Genomic DNA, 21,798 nt, shown 5'->3' with positions numbered 1-21,798 from the left:
AATAGTTACATTCTAACTATCACCATTCGACCTCGATGAAGTAAGCTTGCACCATGCACCAAATTGGTGCACCATCATGGTGCAGTCTATTTTATTGGAGTCGTCGATGAACACTGAACCCTTGCTCAACCATTTGGTGACCGCCGTTATTGTCATCAATGGTGATCTAAAGCTGTGCTATGCCAATAGTGCCGCCGAGCAGTTACTCGGTTTGGGTAGCCACCGACTTACCGAACATAAACTGACCGACTGTTATCAAGTTCTCAGTGTTGAATCAGAGCTGTTAAGCATTGCGATTAGAGAGCATCAAGGGCTGACAGTGAATACCGCCAATATTGTTACCTTAGATGGCCATCACCATACGGTAGATATCACCCTAACTCCCATTGAAACCGCTGAAACGTCGGCACAAGGGCTATTAGAGCTACGTCAGGTTGACCAACAAAGGCGAATCCATCAGCAATTGACCTTAGATGCGCAGCAACAAGCGGCGCAATACTTGGTACGTAACCTCGCCCATGAAATTAAGAACCCGTTGGGGGGGCTCAGAGGTGCAGCCCAGCTGCTGGCGAGAGAGTTGGAAGATGCTGAGCAACGTGAGTTTACCGACCTAATAATTGAACAAGCTGATCGCTTACGTAACTTAGTCGATCGCCTATTAGGGCCACAAAAGCCAACCCAGCATAGTCTGCACAATATTCATGAAGTGATCCAAAAAGTGCTTAAGCTGGTGAATGTCACGCTGCCCAGTAATATCCACCTGATCCAAGATTATGATCCCTCGATTCCAGATATCGAAATGGATCAGGAACAACTTCAGCAGGCGGTGTTGAACATAGTGCAAAACGCGATACAGGCATTGGAGACCGGAACTGAAGGCGGTGAAATACGCATCAAAACCCGTACCGAGCACCAAGTTACCATTGGCACTATGAGGCATAAGCTAGTGTTGGCCTTATCGATAATCGACAACGGCCCCGGGATCAAGCCCGAACTGATGGACACCCTATTTTACCCTATGGTCACCGGGCGTGAGCAAGGCTCTGGGCTCGGATTATCTATCGCTCACAACTTTGCCAGACTCCATGGCGGTCGTATCGACTGCAGCTCAGTGGCTGGCAAAACAGAATTCACAATTTTACTGCCGTTAAACGGCCTGTAAGAGGACACCAACATGAGCATTCAACTTAAGAGAGTAGATGTATGACAGAAAAAGTTTGGGTTCTCGACGATGACAGTTCCATACGCTGGGTAGTAGAGCGCGCGCTAAAAGGCGCTAAAATAACTTGTGCGAGCTTCGCCGCTGCCGAATCCCTCTGGCAGGCACTCGAGCTTGCCCAGCCGCAAGTGATCATCTCCGACATTAGAATGCCTGGCACCGACGGGCTCACCTTGCTCGATCGTTTACAGCTGCACTATCCCCACATTCCAGTAATCATCATGACGGCCCACTCAGACTTAGACAGCGCAGTAAGTGCTTATCAAGCGGGGGCATTTGAGTACCTACCTAAACCGTTCGATATTGATGAAGCCGTGGGTTTAGTGGAACGTGCGATTAGCCACGCCAAAGAGCAGTCACCCAAAGCTAAAACTGAGCCAGAAATTAAAGCGCCGGAGATCATCGGTGAAGCGCCGGCCATGCAGGAGGTGTTCCGTGCTATCGGTCGCCTATCTCGCTCATCAATCAGCGTGCTGATCAATGGTCAATCGGGTACAGGTAAAGAACTCGTTGCTGGCGCCCTGCACAAGCATAGCCCACGCAAAGACAAACCTTTTATTGCCCTCAACATGGCGGCTATCCCAAAAGAGCTGATTGAATCAGAACTTTTTGGCCATGAAAAAGGCGCATTCACCGGCGCAGCCAGTGTGCGTCAAGGGCGTTTTGAGCAAGCTGATGGTGGCACCCTGTTTCTCGATGAGATTGGCGATATGCCGCTAGATGTGCAAACCCGCTTACTACGTGTATTGGCCGATGGTCAATTTTATCGTATTGGTGGTCACTCACCAGTGCAGGTGGATGTGCGTATTATCGCGGCAACCCATCAAAACCTTGAGTCTCAAGTAAGTAAAGGCGAGTTTCGTGAAGATCTCTTTCATCGCCTCAATGTGATTCGAGTACACCTGCCACCACTATCACAGCGACGTGAAGATATTCCTCAATTGGCGCGCCACTTTTTAGCCACAGCGGCCAAAGAGATCAGCGTAGAGCCGAAGGTACTGGCTAAAAGCACTGCAGAAACCTTAGCTAACCTTCCGTGGCCGGGTAACGTGCGCCAGTTAGAAAACACCTGTCGCTGGTTAATGGTCATGGCTTCAGGGCAGGAGATATTACCGCAAGATCTACCACCCGAACTGTTAAGCCCAAGCCTTAACGGCCAACAGCAAGCCGCGGCAGAGGCAGGAAGCTGGCAAGAAGCTTTAACACAATGGATAGATCAGCGACTCAGTAGCGGCGATAGCGATCTGCTCACCGAAGTACAGCCCGCCTTTGAACGCATTTTGTTGAAAACCGCCCTTAAACATACTAAAGGGCACAAGCAAGAAGCCGCCAAGCGCTTAGGCTGGGGAAGAAATACCTTAACTCGCAAGCTTAAAGAGTTAGAGATGGAGTAGTTGCCAAAAAATATGCTAAGTAGATCATTTTCTTATACTGATTGGTATGGCATAGGCTAAACAACTCAAACCATTTTTTGCAAAAAATAACCCAGCTTACGCTGGGTTATTAGTACTCTTTTCGGCAGTCACTATCACCGATTGAGGTAGTGCGTCGGACAGAGCTTCAGTCTCAGTCTGCTGCACAGGCATCGCCGCTTGCCACAAAGCGCCTACCCACAAATTTTGATTCGCTTTCATTTAGTTCCCCTTTTTGCTTACCGGATCAAAGTAATGCTTAGGCGACTATTAGTAAAATGAATAAATACTATTACCTAAATTCCTTTTTGGCATGAACATTCCAATCAAAACACTGCAGTGCTTTTTGACCCTAGTGGAAACCGCGAACTTTACTCGCGCGGCTGACAAATGCTTTATCACTCAACCCACATTGAGCAAAATCATCCAGCGACTTGAAGAGAATCTCGGCCAACAACTGCTGCATCGCAACAATCAAAAAGTGGAGCTAACCCAAGCTGGCCTTTTACTAGAAAAAAGTGCCCGAGAGATACTGGGTCAATGGCATAGGTTGCAAGAAGACTTAAACAACTTAAGTGGCCTTAAATCTGGTCGACTTCGTCTTGGCGTTTGCCCTATGATGAGCAGCCTGATCATTGGCTTGCTGACTGAGTTTCGACAACGCTACCAAGGTATAGAGCTGCAGATGTATGAATATGGGGGGTTTGGCTGTGAACAAGCGCTGCTTAGTAACAGTCTCGACATCGCCTTTACCGCTCTACCCACCACCCACGATACCGAATTGGCAAATCAAGCACTAACTCGCTATCCCTTGCTTGCCTGTGTGCCTGAAGGGCATGAATTAGCCAATAAAACATCGATTACTTGGCAAGATTTTGAAGCTTATCCTTTTATTCTTTACAACGAAGATTTCTCACTGGCCAAGCTTATTACTCGCCTAAGTGCTAAAGCAGGCGTCCAACTTAATATCGCCTTTCGAAGCGGTCAATGGGACTTCTTAGGGACTATGGTTGAAGCACAAATGGGCGTGGCTATCTTACCCCAACCCATCAGCAATAAACTGAGCAGCAACAAATTGGTATTTATACCAATGGAGCCCAATCTCACCTGGGATCTAGCGTTAATCTGGCGTAAGGACCTACCACTGACCCCCGCAGCAGAGGCGCTCCTCAGTCTTAGCCAGCAAGCCCACCTTCATCCACAGTGCTCAATTTAGATTCTAGCTCACATCGCCTTTCAATATGGTCACTGCATGAACCTTATAGCGTCGGTGACCTTACAGGTTACAGACGCCAGTTCATATTAGTGAATCTGTGAAAAGAAGGTGTAATAGTCTTCTAAGTGCCAATTTTTGGTTATCTTGCCTTGATGTACTTCATAAATATCCACTGCAGGAAAATCTACAACCTGTCCTGCTCCCTGCTTTTCACCCATTTTGCCGGTGAAGTTACCTTTAAACCGGTAGCGAATGGTTGCATAGTTATCAGAAACTAATAGGTGCTCTACCTCTACATGCAGATTGGGAACAGCCTGACGAAACTGGCTCGATGCCGCTAATACACCAGCAATTCCCGCTTCACGGCCTTCTGGTGGTGTCATATCCTGAAAGTCCTCTAGCAACGCCTTACGCGCAAATTTTGCATCACCGGTATTCCAAAAATTCGCGTAACTCATCGCAGCCTCGGTGACCGTTTTAGCTAAGGGTGATTGCTGGTTACTGACCAATATTTGTGGTGTTAACGGATTTGCAGACATCATGTGAGTGGCAAGTAAAAGCGCCGTCATACCTAATAAGTGCACAGATATCGATAAAAATTCAGAGTTTTAATCTAAATAACGATTAACTTTAAAAATATGCCACTATAAAATACGCCAAGCGATATTTTTTTAACTTTATATTAAAACAGCTACTAGCTCTGTTACCCCTTGCAACACCATAGTTACCGCTGCTGCTAAATATGTTTAAAACAGCTGAGCTAACCTGCCCACTTTAACATGTACTAAAGTACCGATAATAAGCCTTGAAGCGATGCATTGATGCCGTTAGGTTGCAAACAGGTCTACTGTTAGACCTGCTAACCCTAGTAACTAAAATAATAAATAGAGATAAGCCAATGAAGATCTATACCAAGCTACTACTGCTGGGTCTGTTTGCTGTCAGCCCATTGTCTTATGCCGCTTCAGGACTCGCGTTCATCCATGGAACTGGCAACCAAACCGATGCACTATCAGATTACTGGACAAGAGACTTTGTCGATTCAGTACGTCAAGGTGCGACTACTCCCAACAACTATGTTGTCATTAACTGCAATTTCGACCAATACATGTGGGAAGATGTTGCCGCTGGGTGCCTTGCGGAGCAGCTCACCCGCTTTATTGATGACAAGGCGATCACCGACCTAACCCTTATCACTCACTCCAATGGCGGTAATGTGGTGCGCTGGGTGTTATCTAACCCAACCTGGGATGGACGTTATCCTAAAATCATCAATGCCATCTCCAATGTAATTGCCATCGCTCCCTCAAGCGGCGGCACACCGCTGGCCGATGCCGTCAACCAAGGCAATGTATTTGAAACCTCGTTAGGCTGGTTGTTGGGTTATGGCAGTAATGCCGTTAAACAGCAGCAAGTTAGTTGGATGAGTTATTACAACAATACCTGGCTCAATGGTACTGCAGGCCGCCCAACATTAGGTAAGCCGTTTGAAGTGATCGTCGGCTCTGATGTGGATTCAGCCTTTTGGGATAGCGACAGTTATTGCGCTGGCTATCAATATCAAGTAGCACTAGAAACCACCCAAAACTGGCTCGACGATTGCTCAGATGGCTTTCTTGAATGCCAATCACAAAGCGCGGCGGGCACTGTGTGGTTTACCGATAAACAACGCACTGCAGGCAGAGAACCTCTGAGTCATCAGCAAAGCCGCAGAGCATGCTTCAATCTCGACACCATCATCGCCGATCATATTTAGGAGCCAACTGATGAAACAATCAATCCAGCTGGCGAGTTTGTTCGCCATAGCAAGCCTTTTGACAGCGTGCCAATCAGAAGACACCGCCAGCAACGCAACGACGGATAAGCAAGCTAGTGTCATCACCACAGTGCAACTGTTACAGCCAAGTGGCAATGATTTAAGCGTCACAGACATAACAGCAAGTGCATTACCCCCAATTAACCAATCCCATGATGCTATTGGCTTCTCACAGTCTATCGACGCCACACTTAACTTGGTCGCGCCGTCGCTGACACAGCAACAGAACAGCGATCAATATTGGCGCACAGTGAGCGGTGCGCAACTTAACGCAGGTATTAAGCTTGCGATCAGCCAAAGCGAGAGCGTTATTCGCATCGCCCCCCGTGGTGATAATCGTTCAGGCGGACTCATTCACAGCCCCGCCATCGCTCCAGAGCAATTACGCCTGTATAAGATCAATAAAAACGGCATCGATAGATCAGCCTCCATGATCCACTCAACAAGCGATCCACAAGCCATGGCAACAGCAGGGATTATCGATGACTCCAGCGCACTCACTCTGTCAAAGCAAGCCAGCGCAGGACAATATCAACTGCAGGTCATGCAGCCATTGGCCGCACAAGATAGCTACCTAATTAATGTCAAAGAAAAGGGAAGCCCTTACCAGCTTGAACTGCACGCCCCCGCAACGCTGGCGAGCAGTAATGCCACGCTTAACTTCTCGTTAGCCATCAGCAATAGCGACATCGCGCTGCAGCCAACAGCGACATTAAAGCAGAGTGATGGTCAATATCATCAACTGACTTTAGTTAATGTCGATCAGCAGTGGCAAGCGCAATTGCCAGAGGCATTAACCTTACCCAGCAGCAATCGTGGACTGAGTGAAATACAGCTAGATATCGAAACCCGTATCGACAACAAGCCCATTATCCGTACCGTCAAAACGGCATTCAAACAGTATGTACCTTCGGCGATGTGGGGTGAGTCAGCTCAGATACATTGGCAACAGCAGTTGCCCGTTAAAGCGATGCTGGATCTACAAATCGCAAATCCTGGACGCTATGAGCTATCGGCCGTATTGGTGGGTACCGACGCGAGCGGTGCTGTCGGCAATATTCTGCGCAGCCAGTCGGCATTGTGGTTAGAGGGAGATGGTCAAGTTAGTCTAATATTTGACCGTGACACTATCATAGCGTCAGGTCTGAAAGCCCCCTTCTTTTTACAGGCGTTGGAGTTAAAAGATCAGGGCCAGATGGCAAGGTTGAGTTACTTGAGCCATGCCGCACAACTATAAAGCCCATTAGTAAAACGCCCTCATTATTGGAGGGCGTTTACTTATTGGCACTTATCTAAATGTCTTGGTGTTTATGTACCTTGCCAAAATCTGCCAAGATGGCATAGGCACACGGAATGATAAACAACACCAGTAAGGTCGATGCAAAAATTCCAAACACAATGGAGACAACCAAAGGCTGTACCACTTGTGCCTGTAAGCTGCTTTCCATCAGCAGTGGTAATAGTCCCGCAGCTGTGGTCAACGAGGTTAAGAAAACCGCACGAAAACGTTCTCGGCTGGCGCTGATCACCGCTTGTTGGACGCTATCGCCCTCATCCACATGGTGACGAATATATTGCACCAAGAGTATCGAGTCATTCACCACGATCCCCGCCAGCGAGATAAAGCCCATTATCGATGGCATCGACAAGTTGTACCCCAACAAAAAGTGGCCCCATAACACACCAATTAATGCCAATGGTATCGCCAACATCACCACGGTAGGCTCTAAATAACTGCGAAACTGGAAACTCAATATCGCAAACAACCCAAACAGACCAATCATAAAGCCCTTGGCCATTGAACTGCCCGTCTTGGCGGTCTCCTTAGCTGAACCTTCAAAATCGACCCTTAAGCTAGGATATTGAGTCGTCACTTGTGGTAACCACTCAGATTTAACCTTAGCTAAGGTTTCATTGGCATTGGCGCTATGGTTATTCACATCGGCCATCACGGTTACTGTGCGCAAACTGTTGATGCGCTGAATGCGCACATAAGAGCGTTGGTCTTCCAGCTTCGCAATTGCTGACAGTGGCAGTTGGCTGCCATCAGCGAGTATGATGGGGAAATTCGCCAACGCCTGTAAGTCGCCGGCTTGCTTCGTATTAAGACGTACATCAATCTCGATATTTTCCGGCCCAACTTGGATCTCATCGGCGGTTTGACCATAGAAAGCACTGCGCAGCTGTGCAGCCACCAATTGGCCATCGATACCAAAGGTTTCAGCACCGGGACGTAAACTGACTTTTATCTCCTCTTTACCAGGCCGCATGTCATCGAGGATGCCGCTAATCCCATCAAACTGCGCCAAATAAGATTGCAGTGATACCGACGCCTGCTTAAGCGTATCGAGATCATCGCCCTGTAAGCGCACTTCGATATCACGCCCCGCAGGCCCCATGGTTGGCTGTTTATAGACAATCGAAAGCGGTAGCGCCAAGTCGCCACTATTGGTACGCCAATCGGCAATAAAAGCATCGATGAGGGTGTTGCGCGTCTCTGCCGATAGCAGATCTAAGCGCACTGTGGCCACATGTGGTCCCTTCTCTCCCGCATCAGCGTTAAAATTATATTGTGCAGTGATATCTTGTATGAGCTCAACCCCCTCTTCCACCTCTTCACTGTACCTATCACCTGTTAGCTTGGCACTGGCGATTAACTGCTCCACCACCGCTTTAGTTTGATTCAAAGAGGTGCCTGGCGGCAAAATAATCCGGGCTTCAGCGATATCGCCATCGAGCTCAGGAAACGGAACAAACTTAATCGCACCGCCCACCACTAGCGATATTGAGATAAGCAGAATGCCTAACGTTGCGCCAACACTGGCATAGCGCCAACGCACCATAAAGGTGACCATATCTACCAGCTGATTGTTTCTAAAAGACTCAAACTTAGCCAGGAACTTACGCTTAAATTCAAGCGGTTCACGCTCTTTACCAGCATGGGTAAGCGAATGGTTTAGGTGATTGGGTAAAATCAAAAAGGCTTCAACCAAACTCACGGTCAACACCATGATAAGCACAGTTGGAATCGCCGACAGCACTGCGCCCATCTGGCCGTCGAGCCCAAGCAGCGCACTAAAGATCAACACAGTCGTCAAAAAGGAGGACACGACGCCTGGCGCCACCTTACTGACCCCTTTGACCACCGCATCACTCGGAGAGAAGCCACGGTCAATGTGCGATGCAATGGATTCCGCAATCACAATCGCATCATCCATCATAATACCGATAGCCATTAGCAGACCGACCAAGCTCATGAGGTTAATGGAGACCCCAAATAGGCTCATCAAATAGAGGCCGCCAAGAAAAGCGACCGGAAGTCCTGCCGATACCCAAAATGAGTAGCGCAATGAGAAAAACAGCCACATGCTAAAGAAGACTAAGATGATCCCCTGCCAACCATTGGTTAGCATCATGTCCAGCCTGTCTTGTAATACCGAAGACAGATCATTGGTCATGGTTAAGGTGACACCCTCTGGTGCCCGAGTCTGCTCAAGCGCGATAAACGCATTGACTCGCTCTTTAATCCGCAACGCATCATCGGCCTTATTTTTTTGCACCTTGATTAACGCGGCATTCTTACCGTTAAACTGGATATGCTCTTCATCCAGCTCAAACCTGTCTGTGATGGTGGCAATATCGTCAAGCCGTACCACACTACCATCACTATTGGAGGCTACAATAGTGCGGCCTAGCGCTTGAGGTGTAACTTTGCGCTCATCAAAACGCAGCAAAATATTCTTGTCTTGCAGCTCAATATTACCCGCTGGCATTTTAACATTTTGCCGGCCCACTTTATCTGCCACATCAGCCGCAGTCAGCCCTAGGCGACGCATCGCAATACTATCTAATTCGATACGAAGCTGGTGATCGGAAAAGCCCGCTATCGATACCAAATTGACACCCGCATCGATCTTCAGGCGTCGCTTTATATCTTCAGCATAACTCTTTAAATGTGGCCAGCTGGTGTCGGCGACAATCGCAATGTCGACGACCGGCTCCGCCCAATCAAGCTCTTTGACCACAGGGGGTTCGATTTGGGTCGGAAAGTTCTGAATGGCATTAATTTGTGTCTGAACATCAACCAACATCCGCCCTAAATCAGCATTGGACTCGAGCTTAAGTCGCATCGACGCCACGCCTTCTTGGGCATCACACTTCACCTCTTCAATATTGGCTAAACCGTCCACCGCATCTTCCATACGCAGACAAATACTCTCTTCCACCTCGACAGGCGAAGCGCCGGGATACACCACGGTAGCCACGACATAAGGCGGCGCAAACTCAGGAAATGTCTCTCGTTTTATCGACCCCATATTGATCAAGCCCAGCATCAAAAAGGCCAGCATGATCAAATTGGCTAATGTTGGGTGCTTGGTAATATAGGCGATCACAGACTGGCCTCCTTGGTGCCAGCTTGCGCCGCATTGGGCTGTACGACCTTAAGGGACATGCCAGGAATAGCAGGAATGAGATCATTGAGCACTAAACGATCTCCTGTCGCTATCTCCCCATCAATGGCGACTTGTAAGCCATCACGAAATAGCACTTCCACCGGTTTAATTTGCAGTCGGTCATCATTATCCATTAGATAAATGGCGCCGCCATGAAGTGCCTTCTCTGGGATAACAAAGTGAGGTTTTGCCCCGCCAATGATATCCGCGCGGACAAACATCCCCTTAGTTAATGGCGGGCGTGTTAATAGATCCAACTGATGAAAATCTTGCTCCACTTCAAGGTAAACCCCGATCGTGGCTAGGTTTGGATTTACCGTCTCTGCAACGCGTGTCACCTTAGCCGGCCAAGTGAAGCGGTTATTACCTGCCTCAAAAGTAACTTCCGCTTGCAGCTCAAAGCGTTCAATTGAGGGCATATTCATCGTGGCTGATGTGGATAATATGCTACCAACTAAGGTACGCATATCTTGAATAGAGAGCTCGGCCTTAATCTCTGCAGTGCCCAGCTGATGTGCCACCAGCATCACAGAACCTGTGGTCACAACCTGATCTTGTTCAATGTTAACATCTGAGATTCTGGCATCGAACGGCAGGACAACCTTAGTCTGCTCCAGTCGCCGCTGTGCATCAGCCAACAAGGCAATATCCACTTTCTCTTGCGCTTGGCTCACTCGTCGGTCATCGGGCAGCAGCTTTAATGAGCTTTGTAGATCTTCCACTAACTTGGTCTGTACCAGCAAAGATTGCTTTTGATTTTCGACTTCAGAACTTGACACTAGGTCACGCTTTTTAAGGGTAACCTTACGTTGATACTCCTGCTCTGCTAACACCAACTTCTGCTGCTCAATTTTAAGGCTAGTGTTAAGGTTGCGCTCTTGCTGTGCTAGCCGAGTCAACTGGGCTTGCGTCGCATTAAGATTGGCCTGAGCCTGTGCCAACTTAAGCTCGTACTCCAGAGGGTCGATCGCTAACACCTGCGTACCTTTGGCTAGCATCCGCCCCGTTTCTAATTGAGGGTGGCGATAGATAACTTTACCACCCACCTCAGCCATGGCTTGCCAAACATGTTTGGGCTCTACGCGCCCAAACCCTTCGATCCGCGGCGCTAATTCAATCTGCTTAAGCGACAACACTTCAACAAAACGCGCCTTATCATATCCTTGCACCAGAGAAGGCGAAGGCTTTAACAGTCCCGCAAGAACCAGTACCAACATACCTATGCCGAACCCAACAAATATTAGGCGTTTTTTATTATTCATCAGTGTGGTCCTTTTCACGCAGTAATCCTCTGCGGAGTAAATTGGCATTTTGTTTTGCTAAGGTTTGCAGAAACTCAGGCGTGATCTCAATCCCGACACGCTTTAATAGGTTATCGGGCACCAGAAACGGAAACACCATCATGGCGAAAAAAGACAGTTGCGCACAACGATCATCAATATCATCTTTTAACATCCCTTTGTCTTTCATCCGCTTAAACATGGCAATGTGATCAAAGTTAACCACTTCATAAAACGCTTTGGTGACCTCTTCATTTTCCGGCAAGCTCTGGTCTAAGCCCGCAATACGGAACATCAGGCGAGGAAAATGAGGGTGTTTCGCCATGATGGTGTAATAGGTTTGCATCAAACTCGCTGGACCGTCAGCTTGTATGTCCAATTTGGACTGATACACCAACTGGGCAACTGGTAGCGCCGTTTCACGGATCATGGCAGAAAACAGACTCTCTTTCGAACCAAAGTAGTATCGGATCAAGCCAGGATCGGTGCCAGCACAGCTCGCTATCTCACGAATGGTGACCTGCGCATAGTCACGCTCAATAAACAGGTTTCGTGCCGCTAAAATAAGCTTATCGCGATTTTGACTATCACCGCTGGGACGACCAACACGCTTTTTCGCTTCTGCCATATTAATTCCTCATTAGAAGAATTAATTTTAGGAAAAGAATGAACAAATTGGCAGCAAAATAATTCCCCCGAAACAGGGGTTATGTAGAATTAACATGGTGCAGTTTTAACGAGAAGGACCGCCTACAGCAGGCTTAACTACCGTAGGCTCAATGACAGACTGGGTGCGACTATCACACAGGATCTTGATGTATCAGCACCTCTACATCTTCAAATAGGTGACGAACTCTTGCCTCTGCCGCATCAGCAATGGCATGCGCCTCTAGCAAGGTAAGTCGACCATCAAGCTCTAAATGGCACTGCACAAAGGTCGTTTTACCTGACTCTCGTGTACGCAAGTCGTGAAATCCGTTAATACGAGGGTCTTGCTCTAATGCCTGTACGATTTTAAGTTTGGTATCTGCATCCAGTTCTCTATCGAGTAGCGACTGTGCGGAGCGATACCCTAACCCTAATGCTTGCTGACCAATAAACAGCGCAATCAGCACCGCAAACAGGCCATCGGCCCACCACCATCCAAACTGTGATAACACTAAGGCAAGCAACACCGCAGCATTGAGAAAGAGATCTGACTTATAGTGCAGCGCATCGGCCTCAACAACAGTGCTTGAGGTTGCGGCGACTGCACGCTTTTGTAACATCACTAGGGCAAAGGTCAAGATAATTGCGATAACAGAGACCACCACGCCTATCATTGCATGTTGTACAGGTGCAGGATTGATTAAGCGGTCGCCACCATGAAATAGCAACAAAAATGCCGAACCGAGAATAAAAGCAGACTGGGCCAAGGCGGCGAGCGGTTCAGCTTTACCGTGACCATATCGGTGATCTTTATCAGCCGGCACAATGGCATAACGTATCGCTATGAAATTAACAATAGAAGCGAGTGCATCAGCAAAAGAGTCGGTGAGTGATGCCAGCATACTCGCCGAGCCAGAATACATCCACGCCGCTAATTTGATAATAATAAGGGTGAACGCCGTTGCCACCGCTGCGCGGCTTGCCAGCTTCACCCAGAAATCGTATTGGGAAGTGTCTGTCATAGGGTCATATTACTACTAGTTCAGTAGGGGAAGAAACATGACCCAATTGTAACTCAGTTAGTCGCTATGAGCGATCTCCTTTACGTGACCCACGCTGAGCAAAATTCGCTTTAAATTTAGCTTGCTGCTCTGGCGTAAGCAGTTGGTAGATTGCACGCTGCATCTTCACTCTTTCAACGGCAGCTTGTTGACGTTTTTCCTGGCGTGCATCCATCATATTTACCACGTCTGCTTCACTAAAACTGTCGCTAGAGATCATATCTAACATCTGTTGCTGATGAGCCTGACGCACCTCTGCCGATGGACGTTGTGCTGCCCTCTCACTCTTATGTGCTTTCATTAAGCTTTTAATTTCAGTGCGCTGCTGCTCAGTTAAATCTAGGCCACGTAACATCTTGCGCATATCACCATGATGCCCACGATGTTCACCGCGCATCTCATGGTAGCCTTGCCCTTGATTAGATCCATTCTCTGCGCTAACCGTCGGTGCTAACAATACTGCGCTAGTCATTAATGCAAACAATGCGGATTTTACTGTCATCTTGTTCATAAGCTACCTCTTAGCTTTTATAGCGAGTGGAATAGGTAAATAAACTCTTAAGTGAGTTCCAACATGAGCTAGTGTAATCCCTGCAATGTAATCTAGGGTTTGACCTACGTAAAACTGCGTAAAGTTACTGCATCGCCTTCAAAGAACAGCACTTTACGTAGACTTACATTCTATAGACGGCAATTGACATCGAAACAGGTATACTCAAGCTGTTATAGAAAGAGAAGAGAAGTAGTATGAGCCACATTTTGTTAATTGATGATGATCTAGGACTCGCAGAATTGTTGGCACAACTGCTTGAGCTGGAAGGTTTTACACTAACGCTAGCCCATGATGGTCAAACGGGATTACAGCTGGCGCTGACACAAACATTTGATCTCATCTTACTGGACGTCATGCTACCACAACTCAATGGCTTTGAAGTGCTCAAGGCCCTGCGTGCCAAGAAGCAAACTCCGGTATTGATGCTAACGGCTCGTGGCGATGAAATTGATAGAGTTGTCGGCCTAGAAATTGGTGCCGACGATTACCTGCCCAAACCATTTAATGACCGTGAGTTGATTGCTCGCATTAAGGCGATTATTCGCCGCACGCATCAGCAAATTGATGAGCAACAACCGAGTGTGCTCGAATTCGCCGACATTAAGCTAGACCCGAGCCGCCAGGAGGTGATCTGCCAAGAGCAATTACTCATCTTAACGGGCACCGAGTTTAGCCTGCTTTACCACATGATCCAGCATAGCGGCGAAGTATTGAGCAAAGACAGCCTGAGTGAAAAAGTCTTAGGTAAAAAGCTGATGCCATTCGACCGTAGTTTAGATATGCACCTGTCAAATTTACGTAAAAAGCTGCCGGAACGTAGCGATGGTCGTCCACGAGTAAAAACCCTACGTGGCAAAGGATATATCTGGTTAACCTAATGAAAGTTAGTCACTTACCCAACAACATATTTATCAAACTGCTGCTAAGCTTCTGGCTCTGTAGCAGTTTAATTATTGCTACCGTCGGCCTGCTGCCACTGCTGCAGCAAAACCACGATCGGGCCCCAATTCCGCCTCACCTTGTCAACCTGCTCGACAGGATCGCTAAACGGATCCAAGCCAACCCAGAACTGATCACAACCCAACGCGATAGACGCTGGCACAGATTCAGAGAGATGAACAACAAACCTGTTCGCTTTTATCTCGCCAATGCACAGGGGCAGATACTCAATACCGAGCACCCTTCGCGCGCTATACGTCGTTTTATGCTTATGGCCGATGACGCAACCCGCCCTATCAGTCATCAGTTTAAAAACGAATTACTGTTTGGCCCTCATACGTTTGAAGTCAATGGCGAACAATACAGTCTTTACGGTCGTCTCGCAGAGATGCACCCTAGGCCGTGGTTTTTCTTTTTTGCCGAAAACATCATCCTAACCTTGGCATTGGCTATTCTTCTCTCTGGCTTGCTGTGTGCCTTGTTGGCTTGGCACCTTGGAAAACCGCTACGGGCCTTAAAGCACAGTGCCGAAGCTGTCGCCAGTGGCGATTTAGGTCACAGGGCCGATAGCAGTACCACTAAACGTAAAGATGAAATTGGCCAGTTGGCTCAATCATTTAATGCGATGGCCGGCGCTATTGAATCTATGGTGAATAGTCAACAAAGGTTGATTAGTGACATCTCCCATGAGCTGAGAACACCACTGACCCGCTTGCAACTGGCATTGGCATTGGCCCGTAAGAAGGGACAAACCTCTACCGAGCTAGAACGCATCAGCTACGAAGCCGAACAACTAGAAGCCATGATTGCCGAGCTACTTGAATTGTCTCGGGTTAAACTCAACCTACATGAAAATAAACATCATTTATCCTTGAGTGAAACCTTAGGGCAAGTGTTAGATGACGCCGAATTTGAAGCCGCCCAGCAAGATAAACAGCTCAATATCGACATCGACGAGCAACTCTGTTTTGCCATGACCCCGAGGCCACTGGCTCGAGCCATCGAAAACCTACTGCGTAATGCCATTCGTTATGCCAACCAAGATGTCAGCATTCATGCCATTCAGCACCCTGAACAGATAGAACTTACCATTGCCGATGATGGACCAGGTATTGAAGATGAACGCGACCTACAAGCAATTTTTGAACCCTTCTACCGACCGCAATCAGCAAGGGAAAGAGAATCGGGTGGCTGGGGATTAGGACTCGCAATTGCCAAAGCTGCTATCGACGCCCACAAGGGTAAGATAACAGCCAGCAACCTGTCACCTCAGGGGCTAAAAATCACCATTAGGCTGCCGAAATAGCAGCCTGATGGGCTAGTTAAGTCAATCATTATCTGCACCAATCAGGTGGCGGCTGACACTAAGGACCTCTGCAGCGGTTTTACCTAAGGTATAACGCCCAGATAGTGATTGATGTTGATTATAGTCAGCTTGCCATGCACTAAATTGATGATTGATCTGCGCCAATGATTCGACTTTATTCGCCTTAAAATAGGGCTCAAAAAACTCACTATTGGCAAACGTCTGAAATCTTGCCGCTAATCCATTAACAACAGGGCCGTTATACGCCCTCATCTGAATATGGTTAATCTGTTGTTCGCTCAAGAACTGACTAAATTCTTGGCTTTTCTTCCCTGAGAATTCAGGCCCTCTATCTGTCAGAATACTGTTGATGTTAATCGAATTCTCTCGATACCAAGGCAGCACAACCTCACGTAAAAATTGAGCGACACTCGCCGAACTGTTATCCGTCATGACAGTCGATATCGCATACTGACTATACCCGTCCACAAAGGTATGTAGAGACAGCTGCCCCAGTGGAGAAATGACACCTAGATCAAAAGTATCTTGTACACATATATCACCAGGATAAAGGCACTCAATATTGGGATCATTAGGATCTTGCTTATAAAGCTGTTCAATGTGCTGCTGATCTAATGGCGCAAACTTCTGGTTTTGCTTGAGCTTATTGTGTAATGCCAATAAACGGTTCTTTTTGGTTTCTAAGTTATGTCGCAGCCAAATAGTTCGAACACCGCTAGCAGAGATACTACAGCCTCTGGCACCGAGTAACTCTGCGACTTTGGCTTGACCATAATTAGGGTAATCCAATGCTATCTCAATAACCTGATCTTCCACCTCTTGTGAGACACGGTTTTTCATCGCAGGCTTTTTCCGCGACAGATTCTTCAACCCTCTCTCACCAACAGTCTCGTATTGCTTTTTGAAGCGATAATAACTGTCCCTGCTATATCCCATAATTTCACAGGCTTTACTGATACTGCCAAGTTCAGTTGCCAATTGTAATAAGGCTAGCTTACTGCGGATTTCATTATTCTTTGCGCTCATAGCAAACTCTCAATAATATTCCATTTCACAATGAAGAGCGGCCTTAGCCAAACACACCATTTGGCGTATAACCCAACCATCTAAACCACGTCTCACCCATCAAAATACTTGTCGCCCAACCGATCAATAACATAGTAAAACCAAATTTAAAGGTATCGCTCAAACTATAATGGTCAGTTGAATACAAGAGTAGCGCTGGCTTACTGTTAAAGGGCAACACATAAACATGTTCAATTAAAAGGGCCACAGGCAACGCCAAACTCATAATCGGAAAGTCAAAGCGTTGTGCAATACCAATAGCTATCGGCACAAACAGCATCGTTCTCATGGTTTTTGACTGAAACACCAACGAACTAAATAGCATGGCTCCAGTGAGTAAAACATAGAACACGCTAAATGGCGTACTTTCATCTAAACCAAAGTATTCTAAACTAAAATTCACTGCTAAATTAGGTAAATCCGTCTGTTTAAACCCCGCCCCTAACGTATAAGCTCCTGCAGAAAACAGTAGTAAGTGCCAGGGCACATCCACTTGGTTCCAATTAACGACACCAATTCTAGGACTTAAAGCGACAATGGCACCAATAAACGCTATTGCGGTTGCACTAACACCATGATACTTATCGGTTGCCCAAAATATTAAGATGGTCACAAAAATCACAAGAGACTTTATCTCTCGTGTCGAGATTGTTCCCATTTTAGCCAATTCTTCTTTTAGGCGATCCATTCCCCCCTCAATTTGCGGCAATCGTTCTTCTTCAGCCAACGGGAAGAAAATTTTGGTGGCAATTAACCAACCAATCACCACCATGCAAATGACAATGGGCATCGCCACTATCATCCAATCGGCAAAGAAAAAGCTGCCGCCAATAGCCCCTGCAATTAAACTCGCCGCCAGGAGATTTGCTCCGGATCCCGTCACAAACGCCCCAGCACAAAGATTTATTTGCAACAGGTTTTGTAAAACTAAATTACGGCCGAAGTTATTCTTGTTATCTCCGCCTTTGGCGCCATAAACCGCTGCTATAACCATAAAAATGGGCATCAAAATCGCAGCTTTGGCGGTGGTCGCCGAGATAAACGCAGACAACGCGAGGTTTATGACCATAAAGCTATAAAAAATTGGCGTAGCACTGGTGCCAAATCGACAAATAAACCATAGCGCGAAACGTTTAGCTGCACCCGATGACACCAACATAGAAGCAAGAATAAAAGACAATATATTCAGCCACATAATTGGATGCCCTAACTGAGCATAGGCAACTTTTTCAGGTAGAACACCCGTTAAGACCATCGCGATGATCACCATAAGCGAGGTCAAATAATTTGGAATAGGCTCTGTTATCCATAAAATCACCGCAGTACAAAAAATGGCCAGCATGGCCTGACCATGCCAACTAAATAACACACCACCAACTTCAGCAAAGTGAGCCGCTGCGGTTTTACTCAGCATGCTCGGATCAAAATCCACCAGAAAACTAAGCGGCTGACTGCTCAACAACAATACAAATACCGCCGCCGCAATCCAGATACCCGCCCTAGCTAGCCACACTTCAATAGGGCTTTTATGTCTAACGGGTAATTTTTCCATACGGTATTGATTCATATCGAGTGGATCGATTTGGCTCGCCTCCTTTTGTTCCACACTCATGCCCTCTTCTACCTTCGCTTTGTTACTAGGGTTATATCTTACAGCAAGCCCATCGGTTGAATCTTGATGCATATCTAGCGGATTGGCTGCACTAACGTTTCCTTGAGTCATCTAACTGCGCCCTTAAACTGGATAGTGATTAAGCAAACCTTACTCTCATACGCCGAAACAAAACTGGATCCAGATCAACATAAATACAATTTAGTTTTTACATAAAAAGTATTAACACAGGTAAAGCTCAACCCCAAAACACATCAAAACAATTAGAAACAATAACTTGCAAGAATACGCATACAGCGTAAACGGAAAGCGCGTACGATTAGGTTGTAACTAAATTATTTAAAGTTGATCTAGATCGGTTTATTTTTAGTTTTCTAGGAGTACTGTAAATAGCGTACTTAACCACCTAAAAAACCGTATCAAGGAAGCATTTATGTCAGAACTTAAAATTGGCGAAATTTCAAAGCCTCGTTTCGAATTCCGCACGTTCGGTCAAGATTTTACCGAAGCCGCCCAACGTATGGCACGACTTTCTGTACCGATCCCAGAGAAGGTCTGGCATCGAGAAAGCGACGAAATCTATATTATGTCGCGTACTAATGATCTGAATAATACTAAAATCCGCGACGGCAAAATGGACGTCAAATGCTATGTACAAACCATTGATGGCCTTGAGCAGTGGGACCCGAAACTAAAAGCTGAGTTCCCGATTAGCGCAGCACAATTGATAGAAGAGATATTCCCCGCATTTATGGTCGAACAGCCTGATTTAGATAAAGAGGAGTACACTTTTGACGAATTCATCGCAATCATTGACGCGCATCCAGATCTGCAAGCAGTAAAAATCCACAAAGAGCGTTTTGGCTACATGGTCAACAACACTATCTGTGAAGTGGCCAATGTGCTTGTTAACGGTGCGCGTATTGTTAGCATCAATAGCGAATCAACAGAACTCGAAGATATTCAACAGACAGTCAAAGATGTGAAATTAGAAGGTGTTGAAAACATCAATTACCTGCAAGCGATCAAGCGCGTCATCGGCATGAAAAATTTACCGCTGGCTAATTAATTTTAAGGAAACGGATCATGGCACAAGAAATTGAACGTAAATATTTAGTCAAAAGTGATGAGTTTAAGCAGCAAGCAGCTCGTTCAGTTCGCATCATTCAAGGGTATTTGAGTAGTGTTCCTGAGCGAACCGTTAGAGTAAGAGTTAAGGGTGACAAAGGGTTTCTCACCATTAAAGGGATAGGTAATGAATCGGGGGCTTCACGTTACGAGTGGGAAAGTGAAATCCCAGTCTCCGAAGCACAAGAGTTACTTAAAATTTGCGAGCCGGGTGTGATCGATAAAACCCGTTACTTAGTTGAACATGAGAATCATCTTTTTGAAGTCGATGAATTCTACCAAAGTAACCAAGGCTTAACTGTTGCTGAGGTTGAACTGACAACTGAAGCGCAAACCGTCAACAAGCCAAGTTGGTTAGGTGAAGAGGTCACTGGTGACACGCGTTACTACAACTCAATACTAATGAAGCAACCTTATACTACCTGGTAACAGTAATAATTATGTTGTCGCTATCGATCGCCGACCAATACCACTTAGCCATTAATGTTGAGCTTGCCGCCACCATTAAAAATGCACGGGTAAAAGTACACTACTTTTACCCAGCACCATTGGCCGATCATAGCGACTTTTTCTCTCCATCCCACTTCTATCAATCCTTATTACAAAAACAATCACTGATAAAAGCGACGCCAATGAACGTCGACTCAGTCAAACGCGACCTATTTACCCTGAGACAAACGGCTTACGCCAAAGCAACCCACAACTCCAACAACTATATTCGCGCATTATCGAACTTCGTCTCAGGCATAAATCAAATGCTATTAACCGCTAGTACTTCACAGTTGGCGCTAGTTGGCGAATTGATTGAATCTTTTCAAGGTATTCATGACAATGAGAATCAACTCACTCATCATAAACGTTTTCAGCTCGCCAACCATCAACTCCTCTATCACTTCCACCAAACGCTACTGCAACACAAACTTAAGGCATGTAAGTCTGAAAAAAGTGATATTGAAAGCAAAATAATCCACACCTGCAATTATGCCAACAAGCACCATATCAAGTTAACCGATAGCAGCGAAGATGGGCAGGAGAAACTCCTGCGTCGTTTGCATATGGGACGTAGGATTATTAACAGCCCCTATAAAGTCCGCTGTAAAAAATTGAATGATGGTGCGGTTGTCGAACAACTCATTTTTGGCTTTGCCGCTGCATTAGCCATGGCATTTGCGACTGGAGTTGCCTTTGCCACTCAAAAAGCCTTTGGCAACTTTTCAACTCCTTTCTTTGTCTCTTTAGTGCTCTCCTACATTTTTAAAGATCGCATTAAAGAGCTGGGTCGCAACTACCTGATGCAGAAATTTTTCTCCCATTTTTTTCAACATCATTACCGTTTCTATACCAATGATGACAACAGCCTCTGCGATCTAAAAGAGACTTACTATAGCCAAAATCGACATCTGTTAAATGAGGAGGTAAAGGCAATTATCAAGCGCGCCAACAATACCGAAAGTAGTCGATTTAATACCGCTTTTGTCCATCAGCGTAGTTATCATTTTACGACAACAAACAACACAAATTCTGAGGAAAAGTTTTTAGATGAACTTACAATAAATTTGAGCAGACCTTTACGAAAACTCCCTAAGGTAATGAGTCAGCACTGGTATGAAAATGAGTCAAATATCAAATATACCAACATCCACAAAGTCAACACGGTACACCTCATTGTGACACTGCAACATGGCGCGCAGGAAACCCATGATCACTACAAGCTTTTTGTGAGCAGAAAAGGAATACACCGCATAGACAAAGTAGATATAAAACATAACATTAAAGGCTAGTTAATCAGAAAGAAAAACCACCTAATCTGACAACATTAACAACTAACACCAGAGTAGCCAACGACACGCTTATACCCTGTGTAAGATAGAAGCTAGGCATCGATTAGCATTTATACATTAGCGCATATCCACCCAAGACAAAATCAACCACCAAAAAATCAACAATGTGTACGATTTAGTTGTAATTAGTTGACATCGATCATGTTTTTTAGCACATATAAAGCATACTCTTAACACATCAAGTTTAGAAAGCGTTTAACACCAAGTGTATACAATAAGAAGTTACC

The 21,798-nt window shown here is 46.2% G+C and carries 19 protein-coding genes; 10 read left to right on the top strand and 9 right to left on the bottom strand.

The genetic code is table 11. The annotated features are described in order from the left end of the window. Positions 1–106 precede the first annotated feature (106 nt). A complete protein-coding gene (gene glnL, locus L876_RS0105870) occupies positions 107–1,162 on the top strand; it encodes a nitrogen regulation protein NR(II) (RefSeq protein WP_028762947.1) in 1,056 nt (351 codons plus the stop codon). Positions 1,163–1,203: 41 nt separating this feature from the next. Then, positions 1,204–2,613, top strand: a complete 1,410-nt coding sequence (glnG, locus tag L876_RS0105865) for a nitrogen regulation protein NR(I) (protein WP_028762946.1) — start codon at positions 1,204–1,206, stop codon at positions 2,611–2,613. Between the two features lie 96 nt (positions 2,614–2,709). Here glnG and L876_RS22695 read toward each other — a convergent pair whose 3' ends face one another. Next, entirely contained in the window at positions 2,710–2,853 is a 144-nt protein-coding gene (locus L876_RS22695) for a hypothetical protein (RefSeq protein WP_156029382.1), read from the bottom strand. Positions 2,854–2,944: 91 nt separating this feature from the next. Here L876_RS22695 and L876_RS0105855 point away from each other — a divergent pair, with 91 nt between their 5' ends. After that, entirely contained in the window at positions 2,945–3,847 is a 903-nt protein-coding gene (locus L876_RS0105855; RefSeq protein ID WP_028762945.1) for a LysR family transcriptional regulator, read from the top strand. A gap of 86 nt (positions 3,848–3,933) precedes the next feature. On the opposite strand, the gene L876_RS0105850 is transcribed toward L876_RS0105855, so the two are convergent. Beyond that, on the bottom strand, positions 3,934–4,416 hold the full coding sequence (locus tag L876_RS0105850) for an ester cyclase (protein ID WP_037428117.1): 483 nt from the start codon (positions 4,414–4,416) through the stop codon (positions 3,934–3,936). Positions 4,417–4,745: 329 nt separating this feature from the next. On the opposite strand from L876_RS0105850, the gene L876_RS0105845 reads away from it, so the two are divergent. Both L876_RS0105845 and L876_RS0105840 read left to right on the top strand, forming a co-directional pair. Next, the gene (locus tag L876_RS0105845; RefSeq protein ID WP_028762943.1) at positions 4,746–5,603 is read left to right on the top strand and encodes a lipase family protein; all 858 of its coding nucleotides are present in this window, start codon (positions 4,746–4,748) and stop codon (positions 5,601–5,603) included. 10 nt (positions 5,604–5,613) lie between these two features. After that, a complete protein-coding gene (locus L876_RS0105840) occupies positions 5,614–6,900 on the top strand; it encodes a DUF4785 domain-containing protein (protein ID WP_028762942.1) in 1,287 nt (428 codons plus the stop codon). Between the two features lie 55 nt (positions 6,901–6,955). On the opposite strand, the gene L876_RS0105835 is transcribed toward L876_RS0105840, so the two are convergent. The 5 genes from L876_RS0105835 to L876_RS0105815 form a co-directional block, all read right to left on the bottom strand. Further along, positions 6,956–10,057 carry an efflux RND transporter permease subunit gene (locus tag L876_RS0105835; RefSeq protein ID WP_028762941.1) on the bottom strand — a complete coding sequence of 1,034 codons (3,102 nt, stop codon included), beginning with the start codon at positions 10,055–10,057 and terminating at the stop codon, positions 6,956–6,958. After that, positions 10,054–11,379 carry an efflux RND transporter periplasmic adaptor subunit gene (locus tag L876_RS0105830; RefSeq protein ID WP_028762940.1) on the bottom strand — a complete coding sequence of 442 codons (1,326 nt, stop codon included), beginning with the start codon at positions 11,377–11,379 and terminating at the stop codon, positions 10,054–10,056. The genes L876_RS0105835 and L876_RS0105830 overlap by 4 nt, the downstream gene beginning before the upstream one ends. Beyond that, positions 11,372–12,025, bottom strand: coding sequence for a TetR/AcrR family transcriptional regulator (locus tag L876_RS0105825; RefSeq protein ID WP_028762939.1), 654 nt, complete (start codon positions 12,023–12,025; stop codon positions 11,372–11,374). The genes L876_RS0105830 and L876_RS0105825 overlap by 8 nt, the downstream gene beginning before the upstream one ends. A gap of 172 nt (positions 12,026–12,197) precedes the next feature. After that, complete coding sequence (gene fieF / locus L876_RS0105820; protein ID WP_028762938.1) at positions 12,198–13,067, bottom strand: cation efflux pump FieF; 870 nt, start codon at positions 13,065–13,067, stop codon at positions 12,198–12,200. A 64-nt stretch (positions 13,068–13,131) separates the two neighbouring features. Further along, positions 13,132–13,617 carry a Spy/CpxP family protein refolding chaperone gene (locus L876_RS0105815; protein WP_028762937.1) on the bottom strand — a complete coding sequence of 162 codons (486 nt, stop codon included), beginning with the start codon at positions 13,615–13,617 and terminating at the stop codon, positions 13,132–13,134. Positions 13,618–13,853: 236 nt separating this feature from the next. On the opposite strand from L876_RS0105815, the gene L876_RS0105810 reads away from it, so the two are divergent. Further along, positions 13,854–14,537, top strand: coding sequence for a response regulator (locus tag L876_RS0105810; RefSeq protein ID WP_028762936.1), 684 nt, complete (start codon positions 13,854–13,856; stop codon positions 14,535–14,537). Beyond that, the gene (locus L876_RS0105805) at positions 14,537–15,904 is read left to right on the top strand and encodes an ATP-binding protein (protein ID WP_028762935.1); all 1,368 of its coding nucleotides are present in this window, start codon (positions 14,537–14,539) and stop codon (positions 15,902–15,904) included. Before L876_RS0105810 ends, L876_RS0105805 begins: the two co-directional genes overlap by 1 nt. 21 nt (positions 15,905–15,925) lie before the next feature. On the opposite strand, the gene L876_RS0105800 is transcribed toward L876_RS0105805, so the two are convergent. After that, positions 15,926–16,951, bottom strand: a complete 1,026-nt coding sequence (locus L876_RS0105800; protein ID WP_028762934.1) for a helix-turn-helix domain-containing protein — start codon at positions 16,949–16,951, stop codon at positions 15,926–15,928. A 43-nt stretch (positions 16,952–16,994) separates the two neighbouring features. Further along, on the bottom strand, positions 16,995–18,713 hold the full coding sequence (locus L876_RS0105795) for an SLC13 family permease (RefSeq protein WP_245686978.1): 1,719 nt from the start codon (positions 18,711–18,713) through the stop codon (positions 16,995–16,997). A gap of 322 nt (positions 18,714–19,035) precedes the next feature. Here L876_RS0105795 and L876_RS0105790 point away from each other — a divergent pair, with 322 nt between their 5' ends. Genes L876_RS0105790 through L876_RS0105780 form a run of 3 tightly spaced genes read left to right on the top strand, consistent with a single transcriptional unit; the run spans position 19,036 to position 21,511 of the window. Beyond that, positions 19,036–19,671 carry a hypothetical protein gene (locus L876_RS0105790; RefSeq protein ID WP_028762932.1) on the top strand — a complete coding sequence of 212 codons (636 nt, stop codon included), beginning with the start codon at positions 19,036–19,038 and terminating at the stop codon, positions 19,669–19,671. Positions 19,672–19,688: 17 nt separating this feature from the next. Continuing rightward, complete coding sequence (locus L876_RS0105785) at positions 19,689–20,159, top strand: CYTH domain-containing protein (RefSeq protein WP_028762931.1); 471 nt, start codon at positions 19,689–19,691, stop codon at positions 20,157–20,159. An 11-nt stretch (positions 20,160–20,170) separates the two neighbouring features. Continuing rightward, entirely contained in the window at positions 20,171–21,511 is a 1,341-nt protein-coding gene (locus L876_RS0105780) for a hypothetical protein (protein ID WP_028762930.1), read from the top strand. Positions 21,512–21,798 lie beyond the last annotated feature (287 nt).

Origin of the sequence: Shewanella colwelliana ATCC 39565 (genome assembly GCF_000518705.1) — a bacterium.
GTDB lineage: Bacteria > Pseudomonadota > Gammaproteobacteria > Enterobacterales > Shewanellaceae > Shewanella > Shewanella colwelliana.
Note: the sequence above shows the minus strand (reverse complement) of the source record. Positions and strands in the feature narration are given on the sequence as shown.